General features: G+C 60.5%; 23 protein-coding genes and 1 pseudogene. 19 read left to right on the plus strand and 5 right to left on the minus strand.

Going from position 1 to position 26,549, the window contains the following annotated elements; genetic code table 11:
- Window positions 1–32 precede the first annotated feature (32 nt).
- Complete coding sequence (locus PspCFBP13528_RS01905) at window positions 33–371, minus strand: hypothetical protein (protein ID WP_065950427.1); 339 nt, start codon at window positions 369–371, stop codon at window positions 33–35.
- Between the two features lie 127 nt (window positions 372–498).
- Between PspCFBP13528_RS01905 and PspCFBP13528_RS01910 the strand changes: the two genes are divergently transcribed.
- Window positions 499–969 (plus strand): Lrp/AsnC family transcriptional regulator, encoded by a 471-nt coding sequence (locus tag PspCFBP13528_RS01910; protein WP_043046970.1) that lies wholly within the window; start codon window positions 499–501, stop codon window positions 967–969.
- Window positions 970–1,045: 76 nt separating this feature from the next.
- Here PspCFBP13528_RS01910 and PspCFBP13528_RS01915 read toward each other — a convergent pair whose 3' ends face one another.
- Window positions 1,046–2,413, minus strand: coding sequence for a CYTH domain-containing protein (locus tag PspCFBP13528_RS01915; RefSeq protein WP_065950426.1), 1,368 nt, complete (start codon window positions 2,411–2,413; stop codon window positions 1,046–1,048).
- Window positions 2,414–2,570: 157 nt separating this feature from the next.
- On the opposite strand from PspCFBP13528_RS01915, the gene argE reads away from it, so the two are divergent.
- From argE to PspCFBP13528_RS01965, 10 genes are all read left to right on the plus strand, one after another.
- Window positions 2,571–3,719, plus strand: a complete 1,149-nt coding sequence (gene argE / locus PspCFBP13528_RS01920) for an acetylornithine deacetylase (protein WP_137199544.1) — start codon at window positions 2,571–2,573, stop codon at window positions 3,717–3,719.
- A 136-nt stretch (window positions 3,720–3,855) separates the two neighbouring features.
- On the plus strand, window positions 3,856–5,154 hold the full coding sequence (argA, locus tag PspCFBP13528_RS01925; protein ID WP_049711030.1) for an amino-acid N-acetyltransferase: 1,299 nt from the start codon (window positions 3,856–3,858) through the stop codon (window positions 5,152–5,154).
- A gap of 667 nt (window positions 5,155–5,821) precedes the next feature.
- Window positions 5,822–7,165: an OprD family porin gene (locus PspCFBP13528_RS01930; RefSeq protein ID WP_065950424.1), complete on the plus strand. Its 1,344-nt coding sequence runs from the start codon at window positions 5,822–5,824 to the stop codon at window positions 7,163–7,165.
- Between the two features lie 272 nt (window positions 7,166–7,437).
- The gene (locus PspCFBP13528_RS01935; RefSeq protein ID WP_065950423.1) at window positions 7,438–8,076 is read left to right on the plus strand and encodes a peroxiredoxin; all 639 of its coding nucleotides are present in this window, start codon (window positions 7,438–7,440) and stop codon (window positions 8,074–8,076) included.
- Window positions 8,077–8,400: 324 nt separating this feature from the next.
- Window positions 8,401–8,994: an NADPH-dependent FMN reductase gene (gene ssuE, locus PspCFBP13528_RS01940; protein WP_057723407.1), complete on the plus strand. Its 594-nt coding sequence runs from the start codon at window positions 8,401–8,403 to the stop codon at window positions 8,992–8,994.
- Between the two features lie 96 nt (window positions 8,995–9,090).
- Window positions 9,091–10,059 carry a sulfonate ABC transporter substrate-binding protein gene (locus PspCFBP13528_RS01945; RefSeq protein ID WP_065950421.1) on the plus strand — a complete coding sequence of 323 codons (969 nt, stop codon included), beginning with the start codon at window positions 9,091–9,093 and terminating at the stop codon, window positions 10,057–10,059.
- A gap of 25 nt (window positions 10,060–10,084) precedes the next feature.
- Window positions 10,085–11,233 (plus strand): FMNH2-dependent alkanesulfonate monooxygenase, encoded by a 1,149-nt coding sequence (ssuD, locus tag PspCFBP13528_RS01950; protein ID WP_057723409.1) that lies wholly within the window; start codon window positions 10,085–10,087, stop codon window positions 11,231–11,233.
- 9 nt (window positions 11,234–11,242) lie between these two features.
- Entirely contained in the window at window positions 11,243–12,028 is a 786-nt protein-coding gene (gene ssuC / locus PspCFBP13528_RS01955) for an aliphatic sulfonate ABC transporter permease SsuC (protein ID WP_137199545.1), read from the plus strand.
- Entirely contained in the window at window positions 12,025–12,831 is an 807-nt protein-coding gene (gene ssuB / locus PspCFBP13528_RS01960) for an aliphatic sulfonates ABC transporter ATP-binding protein (RefSeq protein WP_065950418.1), read from the plus strand. The genes ssuC and ssuB overlap by 4 nt, the downstream gene beginning before the upstream one ends.
- Window positions 12,832–12,938: 107 nt before the next feature.
- On the plus strand, window positions 12,939–13,154 hold the full coding sequence (locus PspCFBP13528_RS01965; RefSeq protein ID WP_003176783.1) for a TOBE domain-containing protein: 216 nt from the start codon (window positions 12,939–12,941) through the stop codon (window positions 13,152–13,154).
- 151 nt (window positions 13,155–13,305) lie between these two features.
- On the opposite strand, the gene PspCFBP13528_RS01970 is transcribed toward PspCFBP13528_RS01965, so the two are convergent.
- Window positions 13,306–13,935, minus strand: coding sequence for a TetR/AcrR family transcriptional regulator (locus PspCFBP13528_RS01970; protein ID WP_137199546.1), 630 nt, complete (start codon window positions 13,933–13,935; stop codon window positions 13,306–13,308).
- A 236-nt stretch (window positions 13,936–14,171) separates the two neighbouring features.
- The gene (locus PspCFBP13528_RS01975; RefSeq protein ID WP_003176781.1) at window positions 14,172–15,548 is read right to left on the minus strand and encodes a glutamine synthetase family protein; all 1,377 of its coding nucleotides are present in this window, start codon (window positions 15,546–15,548) and stop codon (window positions 14,172–14,174) included.
- A gap of 597 nt (window positions 15,549–16,145) precedes the next feature.
- Between PspCFBP13528_RS01975 and PspCFBP13528_RS01985 the strand changes: the two genes are divergently transcribed.
- The 7 genes from PspCFBP13528_RS01985 (at window position 16,146) to PspCFBP13528_RS02015 (ending at window position 24,416) form a co-directional block, all read left to right on the plus strand.
- Window positions 16,146–17,504 carry a glutamine synthetase family protein gene (locus tag PspCFBP13528_RS01985; protein ID WP_057723413.1) on the plus strand — a complete coding sequence of 453 codons (1,359 nt, stop codon included), beginning with the start codon at window positions 16,146–16,148 and terminating at the stop codon, window positions 17,502–17,504.
- Between the two features lie 58 nt (window positions 17,505–17,562).
- A complete protein-coding gene (locus tag PspCFBP13528_RS01990; protein WP_065950416.1) occupies window positions 17,563–18,927 on the plus strand; it encodes an aspartate aminotransferase family protein in 1,365 nt (454 codons plus the stop codon).
- Window positions 18,928–19,077: 150 nt separating this feature from the next.
- Entirely contained in the window at window positions 19,078–20,172 is a 1,095-nt protein-coding gene (locus PspCFBP13528_RS01995) for a polyamine ABC transporter substrate-binding protein (RefSeq protein WP_065950468.1), read from the plus strand.
- A gap of 146 nt (window positions 20,173–20,318) precedes the next feature.
- Window positions 20,319–21,413, plus strand: coding sequence for a polyamine ABC transporter substrate-binding protein (locus PspCFBP13528_RS02000; protein ID WP_065950415.1), 1,095 nt, complete (start codon window positions 20,319–20,321; stop codon window positions 21,411–21,413).
- Window positions 21,414–21,475: 62 nt separating this feature from the next.
- On the plus strand, window positions 21,476–22,618 hold the full coding sequence (gene potA, locus PspCFBP13528_RS02005) for a polyamine ABC transporter ATP-binding protein (protein ID WP_065950414.1): 1,143 nt from the start codon (window positions 21,476–21,478) through the stop codon (window positions 22,616–22,618).
- Between the two features lie 35 nt (window positions 22,619–22,653).
- Window positions 22,654–23,535: an ABC transporter permease subunit gene (locus PspCFBP13528_RS02010; protein ID WP_232790553.1), complete on the plus strand. Its 882-nt coding sequence runs from the start codon at window positions 22,654–22,656 to the stop codon at window positions 23,533–23,535.
- Window positions 23,532–24,416, plus strand: a complete 885-nt coding sequence (locus PspCFBP13528_RS02015) for an ABC transporter permease subunit (RefSeq protein WP_101220159.1) — start codon at window positions 23,532–23,534, stop codon at window positions 24,414–24,416. The genes PspCFBP13528_RS02010 and PspCFBP13528_RS02015 overlap by 4 nt, the downstream gene beginning before the upstream one ends.
- A 126-nt stretch (window positions 24,417–24,542) precedes the next feature.
- Here the strand turns inward: PspCFBP13528_RS02015 and PspCFBP13528_RS02020 are convergent, their stop codons facing one another.
- Window positions 24,543–25,184 (minus strand): HD domain-containing protein, encoded by a 642-nt coding sequence (locus tag PspCFBP13528_RS02020; RefSeq protein ID WP_101220160.1) that lies wholly within the window; start codon window positions 25,182–25,184, stop codon window positions 24,543–24,545.
- A 270-nt stretch (window positions 25,185–25,454) separates the two neighbouring features.
- Between PspCFBP13528_RS02020 and PspCFBP13528_RS02025 the strand changes: the two are divergent.
- Window positions 25,455–26,417 (plus strand): annotated as a pseudogene (locus PspCFBP13528_RS02025) (GlxA family transcriptional regulator); the annotation flags it as partial.
- Window positions 26,418–26,549 lie beyond the last annotated feature (132 nt).

Here is a 26,549-nt window from a genome sequence, read left to right on the forward strand (position 1 = left end):
GAATATTCTCCCTGGGCGTGTATTGCAGGCTTTTACCGAGAGGTTGCCGCCACGGCTTGAGGCCGCGCGCTACCTGCCGGCCACGACTCAACGGAACACACGCTGATCAGGTTTCGAAACTTTTCACCGATCACCTGGGCGCGATGCCAGCTCAGGCCGTCCACCACGATGTCGATATGCAGCAGGTCGTCTTGCCTGTTCACGATCACCTGTCTGGGCGTGAGAAATTGCAGCGCGAAGTAATTCAGTACCCGGCACAGCACGTCCGGCTCCGCCTCTGCGGCAATCCGATAATGCGCCTCGCACTGAAGGCTATCGACAGCCCACGCATCGGCGCGGGTAACAGAGTGGACGGTTTCAACGGCGTGCATGCTGACTCTCCAGATTTGGCTGGAGGAATTTTTACATTCGCCATGGGAGATTTCTTATCTAAGATGAGCCAGATTCGCATAAATTCGAATCGTGCAATTCAAGATAAGCGCACCCGAAGGTATTTTTATGCACAGTGAATTGGACGTCTATGACCGCCGCATCCTGGCCCTGCTGCAAGAGGACGCCTCGCTCTCCAGCGCGCAGATCGCCGAACAGGTCGGCCTGTCCCAGTCGCCCTGCTGGCGGCGCATCCAGCGGTTGAAGGAAGAGGGCGTGATTCGTGGCCAGGTGACGCTGCTGGACCGCAAGAAAATCGGCCTCAACACGCAGATTTTCGCCGAGGTCAAACTCAACGCCCACGGTCGATCCAACTTCACCGAGTTCACCGAGGCGATTCGTGGCTTTCCGGAAGTGCTGGAGTGTTATGTACTGATGGGCGCGGTGGATTTCTTATTGCGCATTGTTGCGTCGGACATCGAGGCGTACGAGCGGTTTTTCTTTGACAAGTTGTCGATGGTGCCGGGGATTCAGGAGGTCAATTCGATTGTGGCTTTGTCCGAGATCAAGTCCACTACCAGTCTGCCAGTATTGCGCTGACAGGGAAGGCCTCATCGGGGGCAAGCCCCCTCCCACAGGTCAAAATGTGGGAGGGGGCTTGCCCCCGATAGCAATGTTACAGGCGCAGAAGCGTCTTCCACGCCCGATTCTGATACACCGCAATCGCCTGATGCATCCGCGCATCCAGCGACTCATCGGTAATCGGCTGGTTAGCCAGGTGCGCCAGCTTGTTCAGCTCGCCGTACAAGCGGTCCAGTTCCGGGATGTCCACCACGTGACGGGCATGGTGCAGCCAGGCCTGGATGCGTTCGATGCGCGGCAATTGCTCGGCCAGGTCTTCCGGCTGCTGCTGGTAACGCGACAGTTGCAGGGCAACGGCGTCATCGGCCAACAGGCGCGGTAGCCAGTTGGTGATCTGCGCGGCGCCCTGACGGTTGCCACGTACGTTGCGCGCTTCGGTCCAGGTGCGGGCCAGCAGCCAGCGCGAGGTGTTCAGGGAGAACAGGCCCCAGCGCACATCCTGCAACTCTTCAACGAACTGCTCCGGCGCGGCTTTGCGAATGTCTTCATCGTCGTCACCGGCCTGGACCAGCGGGCGCCAGTCTTCCAGCAACGCATCCAGGGCGCTGCGCAGCTCGCTGGTGGATTGGCGCGGCGCGGCCTGGCCGAGGCTGCCGATCAGGGCGCGCAATTCGCCGAGGTTCTCGACCCAATCCTGCAGCAGACGCCAGTGGCCATTGAAGCGATATTGCTCGGCCAGACGCTGGCTGCTGCCCAGCAGGTGCCACATGATTGCGGCGAAGGCATCGTCCAACGGCATTTCGGCGTGAATCTGCGGTGCCGGCAGGCTCAGGGAGTAGCTGCTGGCGTCGTACAGGCGATAACCACGTTCGGCCTTGCTGATGTCACACGGCATCAGCGCCAGGGTCGCCGCCAGTTCGGCGGCCAGCTCCAGCAGGGCTGCCGGCTCGCCTTCGCGCAGTTCCAGTTCCAGCTCGCAGATTTCTTCCTTCTGCTTGCCGACGACCACATGGCCCAGGTCCAGGGCGGCTTCGATCACCACCTTGGCCTTGCCGCGACCCCAGGCGATTTCGGCGCGTTCACGCACGAAGTCGGTGGTAAAGATCGGCTTGAGGGTCTTTTTGTCCAGCTCGGCCAGTTGCTCGGGCCAGCACTCGCCGTCGAGCTTCTTCACGTCGAGCTTGGCTTTGGGCAGGTCCCAGTTGTATTCGTTGCGTTCCGACAAGCCGGCAACACTCTGGCCGCGGGTCTTGAGGGTCTGGATGATGTCGTCACCGTCCTTGCGCAGGCGCAGGGCCACCTTGGCCTGGGCCAGGTCGCGCTCGGGGGTGTCGAAGTACTGATTCATCAACTCACGGCGTTCCCAGCCACTTTTGTTGCGTTTTTTCAGTAGCGGGTGCTCACGCAGCGCGGCGAGTGTCTCGCGGCTGACGCGGAGCTTGATTTCGGTTTCTTTCTGCATGGCCGGAAAATCCAGGATCGGGAGCGCAGCCGGGGAAAAGTGTGGCTGCCAAGGTCGTGCAGTGTACAGGACTGAGCCCGGCAACGTGCCGCAACGGTTTATTGTGTCGTGCAGATGGCTCTATAGTGGGGCTCATCCGGGAAGTTGGAGACCGCGCATGCCGTTACCGTCCATGAAAGAGCAGTTCGCCGCGTTGATTGCCGCGCCGTCGGTCAGTTGCACTCAAGCGTCGCTGGACCAGACCAACCGCCCGGTGATCGATCTGCTCGCCACCTGGCTGGGCGACCTGGGCTTCGCCATCGACATCCAGCACGTCAGCCCCGGCAAATTCAACCTGCTGGCCAGCTTTGGCAGCGGCCCCGGCGGCCTGGTGCTGGCCGGTCACAGCGACACGGTGCCCTACGACGCGGCATTGTGGAAAACCGATCCGCTCAAGCTGACGGAAGTCGACGGGCGCTGGGTAGGATTGGGCAGTTGCGACATGAAGGGCTTCTTCGCCCTGGCCATCGAAGCCGTATTGCCGCTGCTGGATCAACCGTTCAAGCAACCGCTGCTGATTCTCGCCACGTGCGATGAAGAAAGCTCCATGTCCGGCGCCCGTGCCCTGGCCGACGCGGGGCGGCCGTTGGGTCGAGCGGCGGTGATCGGCGAGCCGACGGGCCTCAAGCCGATCCGCTTGCACAAAGGTGTGATGATGGAGCGCATCGACATTCTTGGCCAAAGCGGCCATTCATCGGACCCGAGTCTGGGCCACAGCGCCCTGGAAGCCATACACGACGCCATCGGCGAATTGCGTGGCCTGCGCCTGGCCTGGCAACGTGAATACCGCAACCCGCAGTTCAGCGTGCCGCAGCCGACCATGAACTTCGGCTGCATTCACGGCGGCGACAACCCCAATCGCATCTGCGGGCAGTGCTCGCTGGAATTCGACCTGCGGCCGCTGCCGGGCATGGACCCGCAAGTCCTGCGCGCCGCCATCCGGCAGAAGCTGCAACCCTTGGCCGAGCGCCATCAGGTCAAGATCGACTACGCGCCGCTGTTTCCCGAAGTGCCACCGTTCGAGCAGCCGGAAGACGCCGAACTGGTACGGGTGGCAGAGCGTTTGACCGGCCATCGTGCCGAAGCAGTGGCGTTCGGCACCGAAGCGCCTTATCTTCAGCGCCTTGGTTGCGAAACCCTGGTGCTCGGCCCTGGCGATATCGCCTGTGCGCACCAGCCGGGCGAATACCTCGAAATGTCACGCTTGACGCCTACAGTGCGTCTATTGCGGGAACTGATTGAACATTACTGCCTGAAACCTGCATAAATTAACCCCCGCCTGTTCGTACATAGAAAGGAGAGTGAGCGTGTCGCCAAGCCTGTTCCGACGATAACCATCAGCCCGCTGTGCGCTTTCACGATTGATCCCTTTTCGGCTGCTTTTTATTACAGGCCCAGGTGTTATGCCCGACTACGTTAATTGGCTTCGTCACGCTTCGCCCTACATCAACGCTCACCGCGACTGCACCTTTGTGGTCATGCTGCCCGGCGATGGTGTGGAACATCCCAACTTCGGCAATATCGTCCACGACCTGGTGCTGCTGCACAGCCTGGGGGTGCGGCTAGTGCTGGTGCACGGTTCGCGCCCGCAGATCGAAGTGCGCCTTGAAGCGCGTGGCCTGACCCCTACTTACCACGAAGGCATGCGCATCACCGATGCGGCGACGCTGGAGTGTGTGATCGACGCGGTCGGCCATCTGCGTATCGCCATTGAAGCGCGCCTGTCCATGGACATGGCCTCATCGCCCATGCAGGGCTCGCGCCTGCGCGTGACCAGCGGCAACTTCGTGACCGCGCGCCCTATCGGCGTATTGGACGGCGTGGACTATCACCACACCGGCGAAGTGCGCCGGGTCGACCGCAAGGGTATCAACCGCCTGCTGGACGAGCGCTCCATCGTGCTGTTGTCGCCGCTGGGGTATTCGCCCACTGGTGAGATCTTCAACCTGGCCTGCGAAGACGTCGCCACGCGCGCCGCCATCGACCTGGGTGCCGACAAGCTGCTGCTGTTCGGCGCCGACCTGGGCCTGATCGATGAAAATGGTCGCCTGGTGCGCGAACTGCGTCCGCAACAAGTGCCGGCCCACCTGCAGCGCCTGGGCAGCAACTACCAGGCCGAGCTGCTCGATGCCGCCGCTGAAGCTTGCCGGGGTGGAGTAGGGCGCAGCCATATCGTCAGCTACGCCGAGGACGGCGCCTTGCTCACCGAGCTGTTTACCCGTGACGGCGGCGGTACGCTGGTGGCCCAGGAGCAATTCGAACTGGTGCGCGAAGCGGCGATCGAGGACGTCGGCGGCTTGCTCGACCTGATCAGCCCGCTGGAAGAGCAGGGCATCCTGGTGCGTCGTTCGCGGGAAGTGCTGGAGCGGGAGATCGAGCAGTTCAGCGTGGTCGAGCGCGAAGGGATGATCATCGCTTGCGCGGCGCTGTATCAGATCGCGGATTCGGATGCGGGTGAATTGGCGTGCCTGGCAGTGAATCCGGAATACCGCCATGGCGCGCGCGGCGACGTGCTGCTTGAGCGCATCCAGACCCGTGCCCGTGCCCAGGGCCTGAAGACCTTGTTCGTCCTCACCACCCGCACCGCCCACTGGTTCCGTGAGCGCGGCTTCGTGCCGAGCAGCGTGGACCGCCTGCCGTCGGCGCGGGCGTCGCTGTACAACTATCAGCGCAACTCGAAAATTTTCGAGAAGGCTTTGTAAGCCCGGCCTGGCAACCAATACATATCTACCTGTGGGAGGGGGCTTGCCCCCGATAGCAGTGGGTCAGTCAATCTCTATGTGACTGACACACCGCCATCGGGAGCAAGCCCCCTCCCACATTGGGCCGCGTTTATCCCCCTATGCGTGATGCCGCTGCCGTTACGCACTACCAGGCCTTCAGAAGCGTTGATTTTTGCCGATAGCGTGTTCGTGGAGCCGTCAGCCGTTGACATCAAAAGAAAGTAATACCGATACAAAAACTGTAACAAATTGACGGGAGGATGTGCCCTTGGCCATGATGGCGTCGCCTTTTTGATCGTGAGTGACGTATGCAATCGAACGTCAACGCTAATCGATCTAAAAAAGCACAGGTAAATACCCTTTAGGAATTAGCTTATGGGCAGGTTGGTCTATCCTGACCAGTCCGTTTCGCGAACGCGCTTATTCCTGAATCGTATGAAAAAGAATGAAACAATTCTTTTTGGGTGTATGAAAAACTCATTACCCTGCAGGGACCAAATCAACTGCGATTAGACGAAGGTAGTAGACACACAAGGTTACGATTGACTTGGTGGTCACTATCTGGCGCTAATCGCGCATCTGTGGATCGAGGGCGTCAGACCCGAGACCAAAGAAATACAAAAATTAGAAATGAGAGGAGCGGTACATGAAGAAGTCCACCTTGGCTGTGGCTGTAGCGTTGGGCGCAATCGCCCAGCAAGCAGGCGCTGCCGGTTTCATCGAAGACAGCAAGGCCACACTGGGTCTGCGCAACTTCTATATCAACACCGATAACCGCGAAGGCACGGCCAACCCGAGCAAGAACGAAGAATGGGGCCAAGGCTTCGATCTGCGTTTCATCTCCGGTTATACCCAAGGCACCGTTGGCTTCGGTCTTGACGCTATCGGCCTGTTGGGTGTTCGCCTGGATTCCGGCGGCGGTACCAACGGCGCGACTGCCACGTCCTACGGCGGCACCATCTTCCCGAGCAAGTCCAATGGCGAAGCCGTTGATAACTACTCGAGCCTGGGCCTGACTGCCAAGGCCAAGATTTCCCAGACTGAATTGAAGCTGGGTACCTTGCAGCCCAAGCTGCCGGTCATCGTGACCAACGATGGTCGTATGCTGCCGCAGACCTTCCAGGGTGGCCAGATCAGCTCCAGCGACATCAAGGACCTGACCCTGGTCGCCGGCCAGATCGAAAAGGCCAAGGGCCGTAACTCCAGCAACAACGAAAGCCTGTCCATCTCCGGTGCCAACAGCCGTGGTGTGAACTGGCGTTCGAGCAACAAGTTCTACTATGCCGGCGGCGACTACAAGATCACCAAGGATCTGACCGCCCAGTACTACTACGGCAACCTGGAAGATTTCTACAAGCAGCACTTCCTGGGCCTGACCCACAACTGGGCCATCGGTCCGGGCGTGTTGAAGTCTGACCTGCGTTACTTCAACAGCTCCGACGACGGTAACAACGGCAACCAGTCCGCCTACTTCTCTACAGGCAACTACGGTGGCGTCAACTCCGGTCGTGGCAAAGTCGACAACAACCTGTACAGCGGCCTGTTCCTGTACTCGGTTGCCGGTCACACCTTCGGTGGTGGTTACCAGGTCAGCAACGGCAGCAGCGACTTCCCTTGGCTGAACCAGGGTGACGGCTCGTCGGCCTACATCACGACCGACATGCAGATCCAGAAGTTCGCCCGTGCCGGCGAGCGCACCTGGCAAGCTCGCTACTCCTACGACTTCGCCAAAGTCGGCGTACCTGGCCTGACCGCGGGTGTGGTTTACCTCAAAGGCGACCATATCGACACCGTCGCCAGCAACCGTGCCGAGTTCACCGGCCAGTCCGAGTGGGAACGTGACATCACTGTTGCCTACGTCGTACCGGAAGGTCCGCTGAAAAACGTCGGCGTGGCTTGGAAAAACGCTATGTGGCGCAGCGATATCGCCAACGCGCGTAACCAGGACGAAAACCGCTTGATCGTCAGCTACTCGATCCCGCTGTTGTAAGACTGTAAAACCCTGCCCGGCGCAATGCCGGGCAAGGTGTCTTGCTTTTCAAGTCGGGCTCAACCCCCGCAAGCCCTTCCTGAACCCTCTTTGTGCAGCGTCTCAAGGCCTTCTCGAACCTTGAAGAAGATGGTGCTCTTCAGTGCTGATCACGTCCAATGAACAGATCTTTAATATTCCTTTATCGTCTAGATAAATTGATATTTATTCTTTTTAAAATTTCCCCTATGCATGCACAGTGGGCTCCATAAGCACTCATCAGGAGCCCCACCATGAGCCTAAGACTGGGCGATATCGCCCCCGACTTCGAACAGGATTCCAGCGCCGGCAAGATTCGTTTCCACGAATGGCTGGGCGATAGCTGGGGTGTGCTGTTTTCCCATCCGGCGGACTTCACCCCGGTGTGCACCACCGAACTGGGCTTCACCGCCAAGCTCAAGGATGAGTTCGCCCAGCGTGGCGTCAAGGCCATCGCGCTGTCGGTTGACCCGGTGGACTCGCACCACAAGTGGATCGAAGACATCAACGAAACCCAGAACACGGTCGTCAACTTCCCGATCCTGGCCGATGCCGATCGCAAGGTTTCCGATCTCTACGACCTGATCCACCCCAACGCCAGCGACACCCTCACCGTGCGCTCCCTGTTCGTGATCGACCCGAACAAGAAGATCCGCCTGACCATCACCTACCCGGCCAGCACCGGCCGTAACTTCCACGAAATCCTGCGGGTGATCGACTCGCTGCAGTTGACCGACACCCATAAAGTCGCCACACCGGCCAACTGGCAGGACGGTGATGAAGTGGTGATCGTGCCGTCGCTCAAGGACGAGGAAGAGATCAAGAAACGCTTTCCGAAGGGCTATCGCGCGGTGAAGCCGTACCTGCGCCTGACGCCACAACCCAACCGTTAACACAGCTCAACCCTGGAGACAGGACCCGTGTGGGAGGGGGCTTGCCCCCGATTACGGTGCCTCAGTTACCAAATATTTAGCTGACCCACCGCTATCGGGGGCAAGCCCCCTCCCACACGTTGAGCGCATTTCAAGCAGGGGTTTTCAGGCCATTTCGATGGCCTTTTTTTTTGCGCGGCGATCTGTTTTCTGTATATATTTTTATGGAATAAACAAATGAATAAATAAGATTTAAAGATATATAAATCTGCTGCTAAGGTCTGTTCCATCTTGGCGTCATCGCTACACAGCGAGCCGCCGACACTTGCTTGAGGAATTCCCTACATGCTGGTCGTAACACTTGGAGGCAGTCCCAGTCAGCGTTCCCGCTCCGGGGTCTTGCTGGAGAAAACCCGTCAATGGCTGCAGGACCAGGGCGTGGAGGTGGTGAGTTACCAGATCCGCGACTTCCCGGCTGAAGACCTGCTGCATGCGCGGTTCGACAGCCCCAAGGTCATCGACCTGTTGCAGCAGGTGGCGAATGCCGATGGCCTGGTGATCGCCACGCCGGTGTACAAGGCGTCGTTCTCCGGTGCACTGAAGACGGTGCTCGACTTGCTGCCCGAGCGTGCCCTGGCCCACAAGGTGGTGTTGCCGATGGCCACCGGCGGCAGCATCGCGCACATGCTGGCGGTGGATTACGCCCTCAAGCCGGTGTTGTCGGCGCTGAAGGCGCAGGAATTGCTCCACGGGATTTTCGCCGAAGACAGCCAGATCGCCTACGGCGAAGGCAGTGCCCAGGCGCAGTTGGTGCCGGTGCTTGAACAGCGTCTGCAGGAAGCCCTGGAGCAGTTTTACAGCGCCATGGCCCGCCGCCCGAAACCGCTGGACCCGCATGTACTGAATGAACGCTTGTTGAGTGCTCGCTGGAGCATTTGAGCCTTACCCCGACATCTGGAAACACTCACCTTACTCAGCCGCCAACGGCCAAGCAGGTGCAGCCAACACCCCACTCGCATATTTGGAGAGAGCGCCATGCGCACTGTCATTTTGCGTCGCGGTCTGGTCGCACTGTTTGCTGCGGCTGTGTCCTTCGGCGCCATCGTTCAAGCCCACGCCGCAGACACCCTGCGGATCGGTTATCAGAAGTACGGCACGCTGGTGCTGCTCAAGGCCAAGGGCTCGCTGGAAAAGCGCCTGGCCGAGCAGGGCGTGCAGGTGCAATGGACCGAATTCCCCGGTGGCCCGCAACTGCTTGAGGGCCTGAATGTCGGCTCGATCGACTTTGGCGTCACCGGCGAAACCCCACCGGTGTTCGCCCAGGCCGCCGGTGCGGATCTGCTTTACGTGGCCTATGAGCCGCCGGCGCCGACCAGTGAAGCGATCCTGGTGCCGAAAGATTCGGCAATCAAATCGGTGGCTGAGCTCAAGGGCAAAACCGTCGTGCTGAACAAAGGCTCCAACGTGCACTATCTGCTGGTGCGTGCCCTGGAAGACGCCGGCCTCAAATACACCGACGTGAAAACCGTGTTCCTGCCGCCCGCCGATGCCCGTGCCGCCTTCGAGCGCGGCAGCGTGGACGCCTGGGTGATCTGGGACCCGTACCAGGCCGCCGCCGAGAAACAGCTGCAAGCGCGCACCCTGCGCGACGGTACCGGCATTGCCGACAACCACCAGTTCTACCTGGCCACCAAGCCTTACGCCGAACAGCACCCCGAGGTAATCAGGGCGCTGGTGGAAGAAGTGCGCGCGGTGGGCGAATGGTCCAAGGCCAACCCGCAGCAAGTGACTGACCAGGTCGCGCCGCTGCTCGGCCTGCCGGCTGATATCACCCTGACCTCGGTGAAACGCCAGGGCTACGGCGCGCTGTTCCTGACGCCCGAAGTGGTCGCGGCCCAGCAGAAAATCGCCGACACCTTCTACCAGCTCAAATTGATCCCCAAGCCCTTGAGCATCAAGGACGTGATCTGGACCCCACCCGCCGCTGTTGCCAAAGCGCCGTAATCCGATTTCTTCAGGAGACAACTCCATGAGCCTCAATATTTTCTGGTTCCTGCCTACCCACGGCGACGGTCATTACCTTGGCACCGCCGAAGGCGCTCGCGCCGTCGATCACGGTTACCTGCAACAAGTGGCACAGGCTGCCGACCGCCTGGGCTTCGGCGGGGTGTTGATCCCGACCGGGCGCTCTTGCGAAGACTCCTGGCTGGTGGCCGCCTCGCTGATCCCCGTGACCCAGCGGTTGAAATTTCTTGTCGCGCTGCGCCCCGGGATCATCTCCCCGACGGTGGCTGCGCGTCAGGCCGCGACCCTGGACCGCCTGTCCGGTGGCCGCGCACTGTTCAACCTGGTCACCGGCGGTGACCCGGAAGAGCTGGCCGGCGACGGCTTGTTCCTCAGTCACGAAGAGCGCTACCAGGCGTCGGTGGAATTCACCCGCATCTGGCGCCGCGTGCTCGAAGGCGAGACCGTGGATTACGACGGCGAGCACATCAGCGTCAAAGGTGCCAAATTGCTCTACCCGCCGGTCCAGCAGCCACGCCCGCCGTTGTACTTCGGCGGGTCGTCCGAGGCGGCCCAGGACCTGGCGGCCGAACAAGTGGAAATGGTGCTGACCTGGGGCGAACCACCGGCAGCGGTGGCGGAAAAGATCGCGCAGGTGCGGGCCAAGGCCGACAAGCTCGGACGTACCCTGCGCTTCGGCATTCGCTTGCACGTGATCGTGCGTGAAACCAATGAAGAGGCCTGGAAAGCCGCCGATAAACTGATCTCCCACCTGGACGACGACACCATCGCCCGCGCCCAGGCGTCCCTGGCGCGTTTCGACTCGGTGGGCCAGCAGCGCATGGCGGCCTTGCATGGCGGCAGCCGCGACAACCTGGAAGTCAGCCCCAACCTGTGGGCCGGGGTCGGGCTGGTGCGCGGCGGCGCGGGCACGGCGCTGGTGGGCGATGGCCCAACGGTTGCGGCGCGGGTCAAGGAATACGCAGACCTGGGCATCGACACCTTTATCTTTTCCGGTTATCCGCACCTGGAAGAATCGTATCGGGTCGCTGAGTTGCTGTTTCCGCATCTGGATATCGAACGTCCCGAACTGCCGAAAAGCGCCGGCTACGTCAGCCCGTTTGGCGAGATGGTGGCCAACGATATCCTTCCCAAAGCTGCATCACAGAGCTGAGGCGGCGCCATGAACGTTGAGAAATTCAGCCATCGCGTGGCGCCCTGGGTGCTGCCGATTCTATTGCTGGCGGTGTGGCAGTTGTCGGTGACGGCAGGGTGGTTGTCCACGCGTATTCTGCCGGCGCCCAGTGCGGTCATCGAGGCCGGCGTCAACCTGATCCGCAGCGGCGAAATCTGGACGCACTTGGCTATCAGCGGCTGGCGCGCGGGCCTGGGCTTCGTGATCGGTGGCAGCATCGGCCTGGCCCTGGGCTTTATCACCGGGCTGTCGAAGTGGGGCGAACGTTTGCTCGACAGCTCGGTGCAGATGATCCGCAACGTGCCGCACCTGGCGCTGATTCCATTGGTGATCCTGTGGTTCGGGATTGACGAGACCGCGAAGATTTTCCTGGTGGCCCTGGGCACGTTGTTTCCGATCTACCTGAACACTTACCACGGCATCCGCAACGTCGATCCGGCGTTGGTTGAAATGTCGCGCAGCTACGGTTTGTCCGGCTTCAGCCTGTTCTGGCAAGTGATCCTGCCGGGCGCGTTGCCGTCGATCCTGGTGGGCGTGCGCTTTGCCCTGGGCTTCATGTGGTTGACGTTGATCGTGGCGGAAACCATCTCGGCCAGTTCCGGCATCGGTTACCTGGCGATGAATGCCCGCGAATTCCTGCAAACCGACGTGGTGGTGCTGGCGATCGTGATGTACGCGATCCTCGGCAAGCTGGCCGACCTGGCGGCGCGTGGCCTGGAACGGGTATGGCTGCGTTGGCACCCGGCGTATCAAGTGAAAGGAGGTGCGGCATGACGGCTCAACAACCCCCGCGCCTGCTCAAGGGTATTCCCCTGGCGGTGCGCAAGTTGCGCAAGTCCTTTGGCACTCGCCAAGTGCTCAAGGAAATCGATCTGCATATCCCTGCCGGCCAGTTCGTGGCTGTGGTCGGCCGCAGCGGCTGTGGCAAAAGTACCTTGCTGCGCCTGCTGGCGGGCCTGGACAAAGCCAGTGGCGGCGAACTGCTGGCGGGTTCCGCGCCGCTGCACGAGGCGATCGAAGACACGCGGCTGATGTTCCAGGAAGCGCGCCTGCTGCCGTGGAAAAAGATCATCGACAACGTCGGCCTGGGCCTCCAGGGCAACTGGCGTCCCAGGGCGTTGGAGGCGCTGGAAGCCGTGGGCCTGGCCGAGCGCGCCAATGAATGGCCGGCGGCCTTGTCCGGTGGCCAGAAGCAACGTGTTGCCTTGGCGCGCGCCTTGATTCACCAGCCGCGCCTGCTGCTGCTCGACGAACCACTGGGCGCACTGGATGCCCTGACCCGTATCGAGATGCAGCAACTGATCGAGAACCTCTGGCAAAAGCACGGCTTTACCGTGCTGCTGGTCACCCATGACGTCAGCGAAGCCGTGGCGATTGCCGACCGGGTGATCCTGATCGAAGACGGCGAAATCGGCCTCGACTTGAGCGTCGATCTGCCTCGACCGCGCGCCCGTGGCTCACATCGCCTGGCTGCGCTGGAGGCCGAAGTGCTCAACCGCGTGCTGTCGCTGCCCGGCTCACCGCCGGAACCCGAACCTGTTTCACCGCTGCCGACGCAATTGCGTTGGGCGCAATAGAAGCAGCGGCAAGTTTTTAGCTTCAAGCTGCAAGAAGGAGCCTGGTGCTTTTACTTGCAGTTTGTAGCTTGCAACTTGCAGCTAATTTCCACTCGAGGAGAAATCATATGACTATTAAAGCCATCAACGTGCGTAACCAGTTCAAAGGCACCATCAAGGAAATCGTGGTCGGCGACGTGCTATCGGAGATCGATGTGCAGACGGCCTCGGGCATTGTCACGTCTGTGATCACCACGCGCTCGGTGAAAGAGCTGGAGCTGGTGATTGGCAGTGAAGTGATTGCCTTTGTGAAATCGACTGAGGTGTCGATTGCCAAGCTGTAATGTACATCGCTCTTGAGGTCGTCATCGGGGGCAAGTCGAATCGTCGCACCGCCCCTCCCACATTTAGATCTGTGAATGCATTCGACGTGTGGGAGGGGCGGTGCGACGATTCGACTTGCCCCCGATGAGGCCGGCCCAGCCAACACAAGACTCAGCGCTTGGGCAGATAAGCCGGCAGATAAAGCCCCACATACGCATCAAACACCCGCATACCTTCCTGCGCCATGCGCGGCGTAATCTGCCCGTGCTGATGCACCGAGCGCGCATACACGCGGTCGCTCAATTCAAGCGCCAGGGCGAACACATCCACATCGCTCGGTAGTGTCGGCACTTCAAAGTGGCGGTTGAATACCGCCAACATCAGATCGCCCAGTTCCAGGTCATGCTGACGATCCGCCTGGGTCACTTCAGTCAACCCATGCTGGGCCAGGATCAACTGGCGCGCGGCGGCGTCGTGGCTGTAGATGGCAAGCATGCGCTGCTCGACGATGCAGGACAGGTCGCGCCAGGTCTTGAGCGAGTCGTGTTCGATGGGCGCCTGGATGGCCGCGCGAAAGGCCGCGTGCACATCGGCCGTCAACGCCTCCAGCAGGGCCGGCACGCTGGCGAAAAAGTGGTACACCGACGATGGCGGGATCTGCGCCCGTTCGGCCACGCTGTAGATCGACAAGCCGGCCACGCCTTCGGCTGCCAGCAAGGCGCGGGCGGCGTCCAGGATCGCGTCGATCCGGGCCTGACTGCGGGCGCGGGGTTTGCGAAGGGCGGCGGGGCGGGTTGTCATGGAAGTCTCCTACAAGGCAGCGGGCATTGTAGGAGCAGGAATCTTCGTTGTCTGCCAGACCGCCATCGGGGGCAAGTCGAATCGTCGCACCGCCCCTCCCACACTTGAAGGTATTCACAGATCTAACTGTGGGAGGGGGCTTGCCCCCGATGAGGCCGACTCGGACTCCCTGGATAACCCCAAAAAAAACGCCACAGACCCTGGGGCCTGTGGCGTTTCTTCAATACTGCAACCGCTTACACGGTATGCAGATACCAGTTGTACTCAAGGTCGGAGATGGAGTGTTCGAACTCCTCCAGCTCGCTTTCCTTACAGGCGACGAAGATATCGATGTATTTAGGATCGATGTACTTGGCCATCACCTCGCTGTCGTCCAACTCGCGCAGGGCATCGCGCAGGTTGTTCGGCAGGCTCTGTTCGTTCTGCTCGTAGCTGTTGCCTTCCACGGGAGCGCCGGGTTCGATCTTGTTGGTCAGACCGTGGTGCACACCGGCCAATACCGAAGCCATCAGCAGGTAAGGGTTGGCGTCGGCGCCGGCCACACGGTGTTCGATGCGCACCGCATCGGACGAGCCGGTCGGTACGCGAATCGCCACGGTGCGGTTGTCCAGGCCCCAGCACGGCGAGTTCGGCACGTAGAACTGTGCGCCGAAACGGCGGTAGGAGTTGACGTTGGGGCACAGGAACGCCATCTGGGCGGGCAGGGTCTCGAGCACACCGCCGATCGCGTGACGCAATGCGGCGTTCTGCTCGGGATCCTCGCTGGCAAAAATGTTCTTGCCGTCCTTGTCCAGAATGGAGATGTGCACGTGCAAACCGTTGCCTGCCTGGCCTGGGTAAGGCTTGGCCATGAAGGTGGTGTCCATCTCATGGTCGTAGGCGATGTTCTTGATCAGGCGCTTGAGCAGGACCGCGTAGTCGCAGGCCTTGATCGGGTCGGCGACGTGGTGCAGGTTGACTTCAAACTGCGCCGGGGCACTTTCCTTGACGATGGCGTCGGCCGGGATGCCTTGCTCCTTGGCACCTTCCAGGATGTCCTGGAGGCAGTCGACGTATTCGTCGAGGTCGTCGATCAGGTAGACCTGTGTCGAATGCGGGCGTTTGCCGGAGATCGGCGAGCGCGGCGGTTGAGGGCGGCCGTTCACGTTCTCCTGGTCGATCAGGTAGAACTCAAGCTCGAAGGCGGCGCAGATGGTCAGGCCCATGTCGTCGAACTTGCTCACGACTTGGCGCAGGACTTCGCGTGGATCGGCGAAGAAGGGTTCACCTTCCAGTTCGTGCATGGTCATCAGCAGTTGCGCAGTAGGGCGCTTTTGCCAGGGTTCATTGCACAGGGTGTCGGGGATTGGATAACAGATTCGGTCAGCATCGCCGATGTCCAGGCCCAGGCCGGTGCTTTCCACCGTCGAGCCATTGATATCCAGGGCAAATAAAGAGGCAGGCAGGTTAATGCCTTTCTCGTAAACCTTGTGGAGGCTGGTGCGTTCGATGCGCTTACCGCGCACCACACCATTCATATCCGCAATTAGAAGGTCTACGTACAGAACCTCAGGATGATCCTTAAGGAACGCGTTCGCTTCGTTAAGCTGAACGGCACGCGGGGGTACCGACATGATGCAACACCTTTGTTGTTAAAAATATCAATCATTGATCTTTTCTGGTTTCAGTCAACCCGAACGGCATGCCGAAGTCAAGCGAGGCCTTTTTTGCCCTAAAAAAGCGCCACGGCGCCTTTTTTGGGGCTTTTCGGGGCGGTTTTTTGGGTTTCGGGGGCTTGGGATCGGCAGGCTTGAGCGGGCCGTGTTGTATTTTTTACGGGGGTGTTGTGTAAAAAAATGAACAAGGCTAAGCTCGATTCAAACCCATAACAGCAATAATACCGGGGTGCTTCATGTTTCACCTGCCGCCAATCGGCGTCTGCGCCTGCATCAGCCAGGCGTTGTCCGCAGTCCGTTCGTCCCGCGTGAATGCTCACGCAGCGGCCAATATTCTTGACGGCCCGTCCGATCTCTTCTTTGCCCACTCCTGCACCGCTGACCGGCCCTCATTCGCCGTGCCGATCATAATTGTGCACAAGTTTGGCGTGAGGAATGCAACCCTTGGGCAAATGGCAGGTAAGCTCCTACCCTGAGTGAACAAACGACGCGGATGCTGCGTCAACCAACGCCTGGCCTTTAACGGATGCCAGGAAACCCAGCCCAGAGGCATTTATGAGTAACAACCTCGACCAGCTCACCGATTGGTTGAAAGACCACAAGATCACAGAAGTCGAATGCATGATTGGCGACCTCACCGGCATCACCCGGGGCAAGATCTCGCCGACCAACAAGTTCATCGCCGAAAAAGGCATGCGCCTGCCCGAAAGCGTTCTGTTGCAGACCGTGACCGGCGACTATGTCGAAGATGACATCTATTACGAATTGCTCGACCCGGCCGACATCGACATGATCTGCCGCCCCGACCAGAACGCGGTATTCCTGGTGCCCTGGGCCATCGAGCCGACCGCCCAGGTGATCCACGACACCTACGACAAGCAAGGCAACCCGATCGAGCTGTCGCCGCGCAACGTTCTCAAGAAAGTCCTCAAGCTCTACGCCGACCGCGGCTGGCAGCCCATCGTGGCACCGGAGATGGAGTTCTACCTGACCAAGCGCTGCGAAGACCCGGACTTCCCGCTGCAACCGCCGATTGGCCGTTCCGGTCGCCCGGAGACGGGGCGCCAGTCCTTCTCTATAGAAGCCGCCAACGAATTCGACCCGCTGTTCGAAGACGTCTACGACTGGTGTGAATTGCAGGAGCTGGACCTCGACACGTTGATCCACGAAGACGGCACCGCACAGATGGAAATCAACTTCCGTCACGGCGACGCGCTGTCCCTGGCCGACCAGATCCTGGTGTTCAAGCGCACCATGCGTGAAGCGGCGCTCAAGCACAACGTGGCCGCCACCTTCATGGCCAAGCCCATGACCGGTGAGCCCGGCAGCGCGATGCACCTGCACCAGAGCATCATCGACATCGCCACCGGCAAGAACGTCTTCTCCAACGAAGACGGGAGCATGAGCCAGCTGTTCCTCAACCATATTGGCGGCCTGCAGAAATTCATCCCCGAATTGCTGCCTTTATTCGCCCCCAACGTGAATTCATTCCGCCGCTTCCTGCCCGACACCTCGGCGCCGGTAAACGTGGAATGGGGTGAAGAAAACCGCACCGTGGGCCTGCGCGTGCCGGATGCCGGGCCGCAGAACCGCCGTGTGGAAAACCGCTTGCCGGGCGCCGACGCCAACCCGTACCTGGCCATTGCCGCCAGTTTGCTGTGTGGCTACATCGGCATGGTCGAAGGCCATAACCCGAGCGCACCTGTGGTGGGCCGTGGTTACGAGCGGCGCAACCTGCGCCTGCCGTTGACCATCGAGGACGCGCTGGAACGCATGGAAAACAGCAAGACCATCGAGAAATACCTGGGGCAGAAATTCATCACAGGCTACGTCGCAGTCAAGCGGGCCGAGCATGAAAACTTCAAGCGCGTGATCAGTTCGTGGGAGCGGGAATTCCTGCTCTTTGCCGTCTGATGCGCCGGGCGCGTCGTGCACACGGCGCGCCCTTCACCGAAAAGTCTAGGAGATCGGTATGTCCAGCAACAACCCGCAAACCCGTGAATGGCAAGCTTTGAGCAATGATCACCACCTCGCGCCGTTCAGCGACTTCAAGCAATTGAAAGAGAAAGGCCCAAGGATCATCACCAAAGCCCACGGCGTTTACCTGTGGGACAGCGAAGGCAACAAGATCCTCGACGGTATGGCCGGCCTGTGGTGCGTGGCGATCGGCTACGGTCGCGATGAACTGGCTGACGCCGCCGCCAAACAGATGAAAGAACTGCCGTACTACAACCTGTTCTTCCAGACCGCTCACCCGCCGGTGCTCGAACTGGCCAAAGTCATTTCCGAAGTCGCACCGGCCGGCATGAACCACGTGTTCTTCACCGGTTCCGGCTCCGAAGGCAACGACACCATGTTGCGCATGGTCCGCCACTACTGGGCGATCAAAGGCCAACCGAACAAGAAAACCATCATCAGCCGCAAGAATGGCTACCACGGCTCCACTGTGGCCGGCGCCAGCCTGGGCGGCATGACCTATATGCATGAACAGGGCGACCTGCCGATCCCGGGCATCACCCACATCGCCCAGCCGTACTGGTTTGGCGAAGGCGGCGACATGAGCCCTGAGGAATTCGGGATCTGGGCCGCCAACCAGTTGGAAGAGAAGATTCTGGAACTGGGCGTGGACAACGTCGGCGCCTTTATTGCCGAGCCGATCCAGGGCGCCGGTGGCGTGATCGTGCCGCCTGACAGCTACTGGCCGCGCATCAAGGACATCCTCGCCAAGTACGACATTCTGTTTGTCGCCGACGAAGTGATCTGCGGCTTTGGCCGTACCGGCCAGTGGTTCGGCAGCGATTTCTACGACCTCAAGCCACACATGATGACCATCGCCAAGGGCCTGACTTCCGGCTACGTGCCGATGGGTGGCCTGATCGTGCGCGACGACGTGGTGGACGTGCTCAACCAAGGCGGCGATTTCAACCACGGTTTCACCTACTCCGGGCACCCGGTGGCGGCGGCGGTGGCCCTGGAAAACATCCGCATCCTGCGCGATGAAAAAATCGTCAGCCGCGTACATGAGGAAACGGCACCGTATTTGCAGAAACGTCTGCGGGAGCTGGCGGACCATCCACTGGTGGGTGAAGTGCGCGGCGTGGGCATGCTCGGTGCAATCGAGCTGGTGCAGGACAAGGCCACGCGCAAGCGTCATGAAGGGAAGGGCGCCGGCATGATTTGCCGAACCTTCTGCTTCGAGAACGGCCTGATCATGCGCGCCGTGGGCGATACCATGATCATTTCGCCGCCGTTGGTGATCAGCAAGGCTGAAATCGACGAGCTGGTGACCAAGGCCCGCCAGTGCCTGGACCTGACATTGGCAGCATTGCAGGACTGAGTAGATAAATGTGGGGGCCGGTTGAAAGCTGGCCCCCGAACTTGCCAGACTGTCGTCCTGTTTTGTTGCCCTTTGGCTGGGCCCGAAACATTTACAACGTGCGGCCCAAAAAAGAAAAAATCGGAGCATCACCCAATGAAGGCATTAGGTTTGAAAAACGCTGGCAAGACCCTCCTCGCCTTGTCCCTGATGGGCGCAATGGCGGGCGCGGCCCAGGCAGACAATAAAGTGCTGCACGTCTACAACTGGTCCGACTACATCGCACCGGACACCATCGCCAACTTCGAAAAAGAGTCGGGCATCAAGGTGGTGTACGACGTGTTCGACAGCAACGAGACCCTGGAAGCCAAGTTGCTGGCAGGCAAATCCGGCTATGACATCGTCGTACCGTCGAACAACTTCCTCGCCAAGCAGATCAAGGCCGGTGTGTACCAGGAGCTGGACACGTCCAAGCTGCCTGAGTACAGCAACCTGAACAAATCCCTGCTCAAGGCCGTGTCGGTCAGCGACCCGGACAACAAGCACGCGTTCCCGTACATGTGGGGCTCGATCGGTATCGGCTACAACCCGGAGAAGGTCAAGGCCGCGCTGGGCGTGGACAAGATCGAGTCGTGGGATGTGCTGATGAAGCCGGAAAACATCGCCAAGCTGAAAAGCTGCGGCGTGAGCTTCCTTGATTCGCCGACCGAAATGCTGCCGATCGCGCTGCATTACCTGGGCCTGCCGACCGACACCCAGAAGAAAGCCGACCTCAAGCAAGCCGAAGACCTGTTCCTGAAAATCCGTCCTTCGATTGGCTACTTCCACTCGTCCAAGTACATCTCGGACCTGGCCAACGGCAACATCTGCGTGGCCGTGGGTTACTCGGGTGACATCCAGCAGGCCAAGTCCCGTGCGGCTGAAGCCGGTGGCAAGGTCAAGGTGGCCTACGACATTCCGAAAGAAGGTGCCGGCAGCTTCTTCGACATGGTCGCCATCCCGAAAGATGCTGAAAACGTCGAGGCCGCCTACGCCTTCATGAATTACCTGCTCAAGCCAGAAGTGATGGCTTCGATCACCAACAGCGTGCGTTTCCCGAACGGTAACGAGAAAGCCACCGCACTGGTCGACAAAGACATCACCAGCGACCCGGGCATCTACCCGTCGGCAGACGTGCAGGCCAAGCTCTACGCCATCGCCGACCTGCCGGCTGCAACCCAGCGTGAAATGACCCGCAGCTGGACCAAGATCAAATCCGGTAAATAAGCCTTAAAACCTGTGGGAGGGGGCAAGCCCCCTCCCACAAATAAATGACAGAAAGTTTTTGCCGGATCGGTTTATCGAGGGTAAGTTGCGCGCCGGTTTGTTGCCGGGCAACAACTTTGGGCCCAACTATTTAAGAGGACCTCCACTTGCCAATTTCTTTATTTCGCAAAGCCTTGCTGGTGGGTGCAGGTATCACGCTGGCTGTCAGCGTGCAGGCCGCACCGACGGTGCATGTTTATAACTGGTCGGACTACATCGGCCCCGACACCCTGGCCAATTTCGAAAAGGCCACCGGCATCAAGCCCGTGTATGACGTGTTCGATTCCAACGAAACCCTGGAAGGCAAGCTGCTCGCCGGGCGCACCGGCTACGATGTGGTGGTGCCGTCCAACCACTTCCTGGGCAAGCAGATCAAGGCCGGGGCGTTCCAGAAGCTCGACAAGTCATTGCTGACCCACTACGCCAACCTCGACCCGGCGTTGCTCAAGCGCCTTGAGAAAAACGATCCGGGCAATGCGTACGCCGTGCCGTACCTGTGGGGCACCAACGGCATCGGTTACAACGTCGACAAAGTGAAGGAGGTGCTGGGCGTCGACAAGATCGACTCCTGGGCCATGCTGTTCGAACCGGAAAACATGAAGAAGCTCGCCACCTGCGGTGTTTCATTCATGGATTCGGCGGATGAAATGCTGCCCGCAGTCCTCAACTACATGGGCCTGGACCCGAACAGCACCAACCCGGCCGACTACAAGAAGGCCGAAGAAAAACTGCTGAAAGTACGCCCCTACGTGACCTACTTCCATTCCTCCAAATACATCTCGGACCTGGCCAACGGCAATATCTGCGTGGCTGCCGGTTTTTCCGGCGATGTGTTCCAGGCCAAGGCCCGCGCGGCCGAGGCGGGCAAAGGCGTGAACATCGCCTACGCGATTCCCAAGGAAGGCGGCAACCTGTGGTTCGACGTGCTGGCGATTCCCAAGGACGCCGCCAACGTCAAGGAAGCCCACGCTTTCATCAACTATTTGCTGCAACCTGAGGTGATCGCCCAGGTCAGTGATTACGTGGGTTACGCCAACCCCAACCCCGGGGCGGACACGCTGATGGAGCAATCGATACGCACCGACGCAGCGGTTTATCCACCGCAGGCGGTTCTCGACCGGACATTCGTCAACGTCGAGCTGCCCCCGAAGGTGCAACGTTTAATGACCCGTAGCTGGACCAAGGTCAAGACGGGCAAGTAAGGCTCAAACTATCCAAGTTCGCTCACCTGGGGCGAACTGCAAATTTGTTGGGAGTTTCGTAAATGGCAGTTGCCTCCGGCGCCTACAAGAAAGCCCTCGAGGGCGACCAGACACCGAAAAAGGTGCTGGTCAAAATCGACCGGGTCACGAAGAAGTTCGACGAGACGATTGCCGTGGACGATGTGTCCCTGGAAATCAAGAAAGGCGAGATCTTCGCCTTGCTCGGCGGTTCGGGTTCGGGCAAGTCCACCCTGCTGCGCATGCTGGCAGGCTTCGAACGCCCGACAGAAGGCCGCATCTACCTCGACGGTGTGGACATCACCGACATGCCGCCCTACGAGCGGCCGATCAACATGATGTTCCAGTCCTACGCCTTGTTCCCGCACATGACCGTGGCGCAGAACATCGCCTTCGGCCTGCAACAGGACAAGATCCCCAAGGCCGAGGTTGACGCCCGCGTGGCCGAGATGCTCAAGCTGGTGCAGATGAGCCAGTACGCCAAGCGCAAGCCCCACCAGCTGTCCGGTGGCCAGCGCCAGCGTGTGGCGTTGGCCCGCTCCCTGGCCAAGCGTCCGAAACTGCTGCTGCTCGATGAGCCGATGGGGGCGCTGGACAAGAAGCTGCGTTCGCAGATGCAGCTGGAGCTGGTGGAAATCATCGAACGCGTCGGCGTGACCTGCGTGATGGTGACCCACGACCAGGAAGAGGCCATGACCATGGCCGAGCGCATCGCGATCATGCACCTGGGCTGGATCGCCCAGATCGGCAGCCCGATCGACATCTACGAAACGCCTACCAGCCGCCTGGTGTGCGAGTTCATCGGCAACGTCAACATTTTCGACACCCAAGTGGTGGACGACGCCGAAGGCCACGCCGTGCTCAAGTGCCCGGACCTGGACCGCGACATTTACGTGGGCTACGGCATCGCCACCTCGGTGGAAGACAAGTCGGTGACCTACGCGATTCGCCCGGAAAAACTGCTGGTTACCACCGACATGCCGACCTGCGAGCACAACTGGTCCAGCGGCAAGGTGCACGACATCGCCTACCTGGGCGGCCACTCGGTGTTCTACGTGGAACTGCCGAGCGGCAAGCTGGTGCAGTCCTTCGTCGCCAACGCCGAACGCCGTGGCCAGCGCCCCACCTGGGGTGACCAGGTGTACGTGTGGTGGGAAGACGACAGCGGCGTGGTACTGCGCTCATGAACATGAAGAAATTCAAGCGGCGCTTGGATCGCATAATCCCCAATGGCAAGCAGGTGGTCATCGGGATTCCCTTCCTCTGGCTGTTCCTGTTTTTCGCACTGCCGTTTTTCATCGTGTTGAAAATCAGCTTCGCCGAAGCCGATGTGGCGATCCCGCCCTACACCGAGATCTACACCTACGTTGAGCAGAAGCTGCAAGTGGTGCTGAACCTGGCCAACTACAGCTTGCTGGCGGGCGACGAGCTCTACATCGCCGCGTACCTGGGCTCGCTGAAGATGGCGTTTTTCAGCACGCTGCTGTGCCTGCTGATCGGCTACCCGATGGCCTACGCCATCGCCACCGCGCGCAAGGAAATGCAAACCGTGCTGGTGTTGCTGATCATGATGCCGACCTGGACCGCGATCCTGATCCGCGTCTATGCGTGGATGGGCATCCTCAGCAACAACGGCTTGCTCAACGGCTTCCTGATGTCCATGGGGCTGATCAATGAACCGCTGCAGATCCTCAACACCAACATTGCGGTGTATATCGGCGTGGTCTATTCGTACCTGCCGTTCATGATCCTGCCGCTGTATGCCAACCTGGTCAAACACGACCAGAGCCTGCTGGAAGCGGCGTCGGACCTGGGCTCAAGCACCTTCAACAGTTTCTGGAAAATCACCGTGCCGCTGTCCAAGAACGGCATCATCGCCGGCTGCATGCTGGTGTTTATCCCGGTGGTGGGCGAGTTCGTGATCCCTGAACTGCTCGGCGGCCCGGAAACCCTGATGATCGGTAAAGTGCTGTGGCAGGAATTCTTCAACAACCGTGACTGGCCGGTGGCGTCCGCCCTGGCGGTGGTGATGCTGGCGATCCTGATCGTGCCGATCATCCTGTTCAATCGCAGCCAGGCCAAAGAGCTGGAGGGCAAGATATGAAACGCTTTCGTTTCTCCAGCTTCATGCTGGTCGTGGGGTTGTTGTTCATCTACCTGCCGATGCTGATCCTGGTGATCTACTCGTTCAACGAGTCCAAGCTGGTGACGGTGTGGGGCGGCTGGTCGATCAAGTGGTATGTGGGCCTGCTGGATAACACCCAGTTGATGGGCTCGGTGGCGCGTTCCCTGGAAATCGCCTGCTACACGGCAGTGGCGGCAGTCGCGCTGGGTACGCTGGCGGCGTTCGTGCTGACGCGCATCAGCCAGTTCAAGGGCCGCACGCTGTTCGGCGGCCTGGTCACGGCGCCGTTGGTGATGCCGGAAGTGATTACCGGCCTGTCGCTGTTGCTGCTGTTCGTGGCCATGGCGCAGATGATCGGTTGGCCTCAGGAGCGTGGCATTGTCACCATCTGGATCGCCCACACGACGTTTTGCGCGGCGTATGTGGCGGTGGTGGTGTCGGCGCGCCTGCGTGAGCTGGACCTGTCGATCGAAGAGGCCGCGATGGACCTGGGTGCACGGCCGTGGAAGGTGTTCTTCCTGATCACCATCCCGATGATCGCGCCATCGCTGGCGGCGGGCGGCATGATGTCGTTTGCGCTGTCCCTGGACGACCTGGTACTGGCCAGCTTCGTGTCGGGCCCGGGTTCGACCACCTTGCCGATGGAAGTGTTTTCGGCGGTGCGCCTTGGGGTCAAGCCTGAGATCAACGCGGTGGCCAGCCTGATCCTGTTGGCGGTGTCGCTGGTGACCTTCCTGGTGTGGTTCTTCAGCCGCCGTGCCGAAGAACACCGCAAGAAGGCCATCCAGCAAGCCATCGAAGAAGCCGCAGCGGATGGCTGGCAGCAGCCGGACAAGCGCCGCGCCCCGGCACCGATCTAAAGCTGATGGGGGACAATGTGGGAGGGGGCTTGCCCCCGATGGCGGAGTGTCAGGCAAAGATTAGCTGACTGATCCACCGCTATCGGGGGCAAGCCCCCTCCCACATTTGATTGCATTTCAGGCTGGTTAAGCTGACCACGGCGACTTGCGAATCACCTCGACAAAGTTCATCGGCTTGAACCCCGGCTCCTGATCCACCAGCACATCGGTCTTCACGTTGCCAAACGTGGTCTGCGGGCGATGGCGCAAGCCGTCGGCGAACGCGCAGATGATGCATTCCTTGAACCCCTCACCGCGTGGATGCGCATGCACCACCGCTTCGCGCTGCACGGTGCTGAATGCGGCGTAGTCCATGCCCAGCACGTCCATCTCCACCCCGGCAGTCACCAGCGCCACGGTGGGGCGCAAATGCTGTGGCACGCCCGGCGTGGTGTGCAGGGCGATGGACAACCACACCTGTTCGATATCGTCGTCGCTCAGCCCATACGGCTTGAGAAACGCGGCCGCCGCGTTGGCGCCGTCCACTTCGAAACGCTCATTGTCGCTGCGATGGCCCTCCACCAGGCCGAGGTCGTGGAACATCGCGCCGACGTACAGCAGCTCCGGGTTGTAGGCCAATTGCTTGCGCTCACCGCTCAAGGCGCCGAACAGGAACACCCGGCGCGAGTGGTGGTAGAGCAGGTCTGACTCAATGTCGCGGATGTACTCGGTGGTGGCCCTGGCCAGGGCGCTGTCGGGGATGCTGATACCGGCGATGGTGGTGCTCATGGTGGTGCTCCTCTGGAAAGTATCCAGTCTGGTTGCGCGAGCGCTATGGCGCTATCGCAACGAAGGAGCATTCTCGGCCAATGTGCTGCCACATCGTGCCAAGGCAACATCGGCTAGGGTTAGGCCTGCGACAATTCAAATGTGGGAGGGGGCTTGCCCCCGATGAGGGAGTGTCAGTCAGCACATGTGTGACTGACCCACCGCAATCGGGGGCAAGCCCCCTCCCACAGGGTATCCGTGTTTATGCAGTTGGAAAAAGGTGTGTCGCTCATGAGCAAAACCGTCGCCATCCTGATCTTCCCCGGTGTCCAGTCACTGGATGTGACCGGGCCGATGGATGTGTTCTGCGAGGCCAACCGCTTCCTGGCGCCTGAAGAGCACTACCGCCTGGAAGTCATTGGCCTCGGCCACGGCACTATGGCGTGTTCGAACGGTTTGTCCTTGCAGGCGCACAAGCACTACAGCGAAGCCCTGCAGCCCTACGACCTGTTGCTGGTAGCTGGCGGCCCGCAACTGCCTTTCGAGGATTTCGGCCCCCGGTTTGATGACTGGCTGCGCGGTGCCGCTGCCAGGGCACGACGCTTCGGCTCGATCTGCAACGGCGCTTTCATGCTGGCCCGCGCCGGCCTGCTGGACGGTAAAACCGTCACCACCCATTGGGGCGACGCCGCCGACCTGGCCCGGTTGTGCCCCTCGGCCCAGGTCGAGGCTGATCGTTTGTATGTGCAGGACGGCAACCTCTACACCTCGGCCGGGGTCACGGCGGGGATCGATCTGTCGCTGTACCTGCTCGCCCAGGACCATGGCCCGGAAGTCGCATTGAGCGTGGCCAAGCGCCTGGTCGTGTTCACCCAGCGTTCGGGCGGCCAGTCGCAGTTCAGCCCGTTCCTCACGCCCCATGCCGAAGCCACCTCGGCGGTGGCGCTGGTGCAGTTGTACGTGCTGGCGAACCTGACCGGGGATTTGAGCATTGCTGACCTGGCCAGGGCGGCCAATATGAGCGCGCGCAATTTCTCCCGGGTGTTCGCCCGTGAAGCGCGGATCACGCCGGCGGAATTTGTCGAGAGGGCGCGCGTGGACGCGGCGCGGGTGATGCTCGAAAGCACCCACGCGCCGCTGAAGACCGTGGCCTATCAATGCGGGTTTCGCGATGCCCAGCACATGCGTAGCGTGTTCAACCGCCGGCTGGGCGTGACGCCGCAACAGTTCAGGCTCAACTTTGCCGTCAATGTGGGAGGGGGCTTGCCCCCCGATGAGGGAGTGTCAGTCAGCACAGGTGTGACTGACCCACCGCCATCGGGGGCAAGCCCCCTCCCACATTTTGACCCAGTGACCCAGTGACCCAGTGACCCAGTGACCCAGTGA

The organism is Pseudomonas sp. CFBP13528, from assembly GCF_005233615.1.
Taxonomy (GTDB): Bacteria; Pseudomonadota; Gammaproteobacteria; order Pseudomonadales; family Pseudomonadaceae; genus Aquipseudomonas; species Aquipseudomonas fluorescens_AM.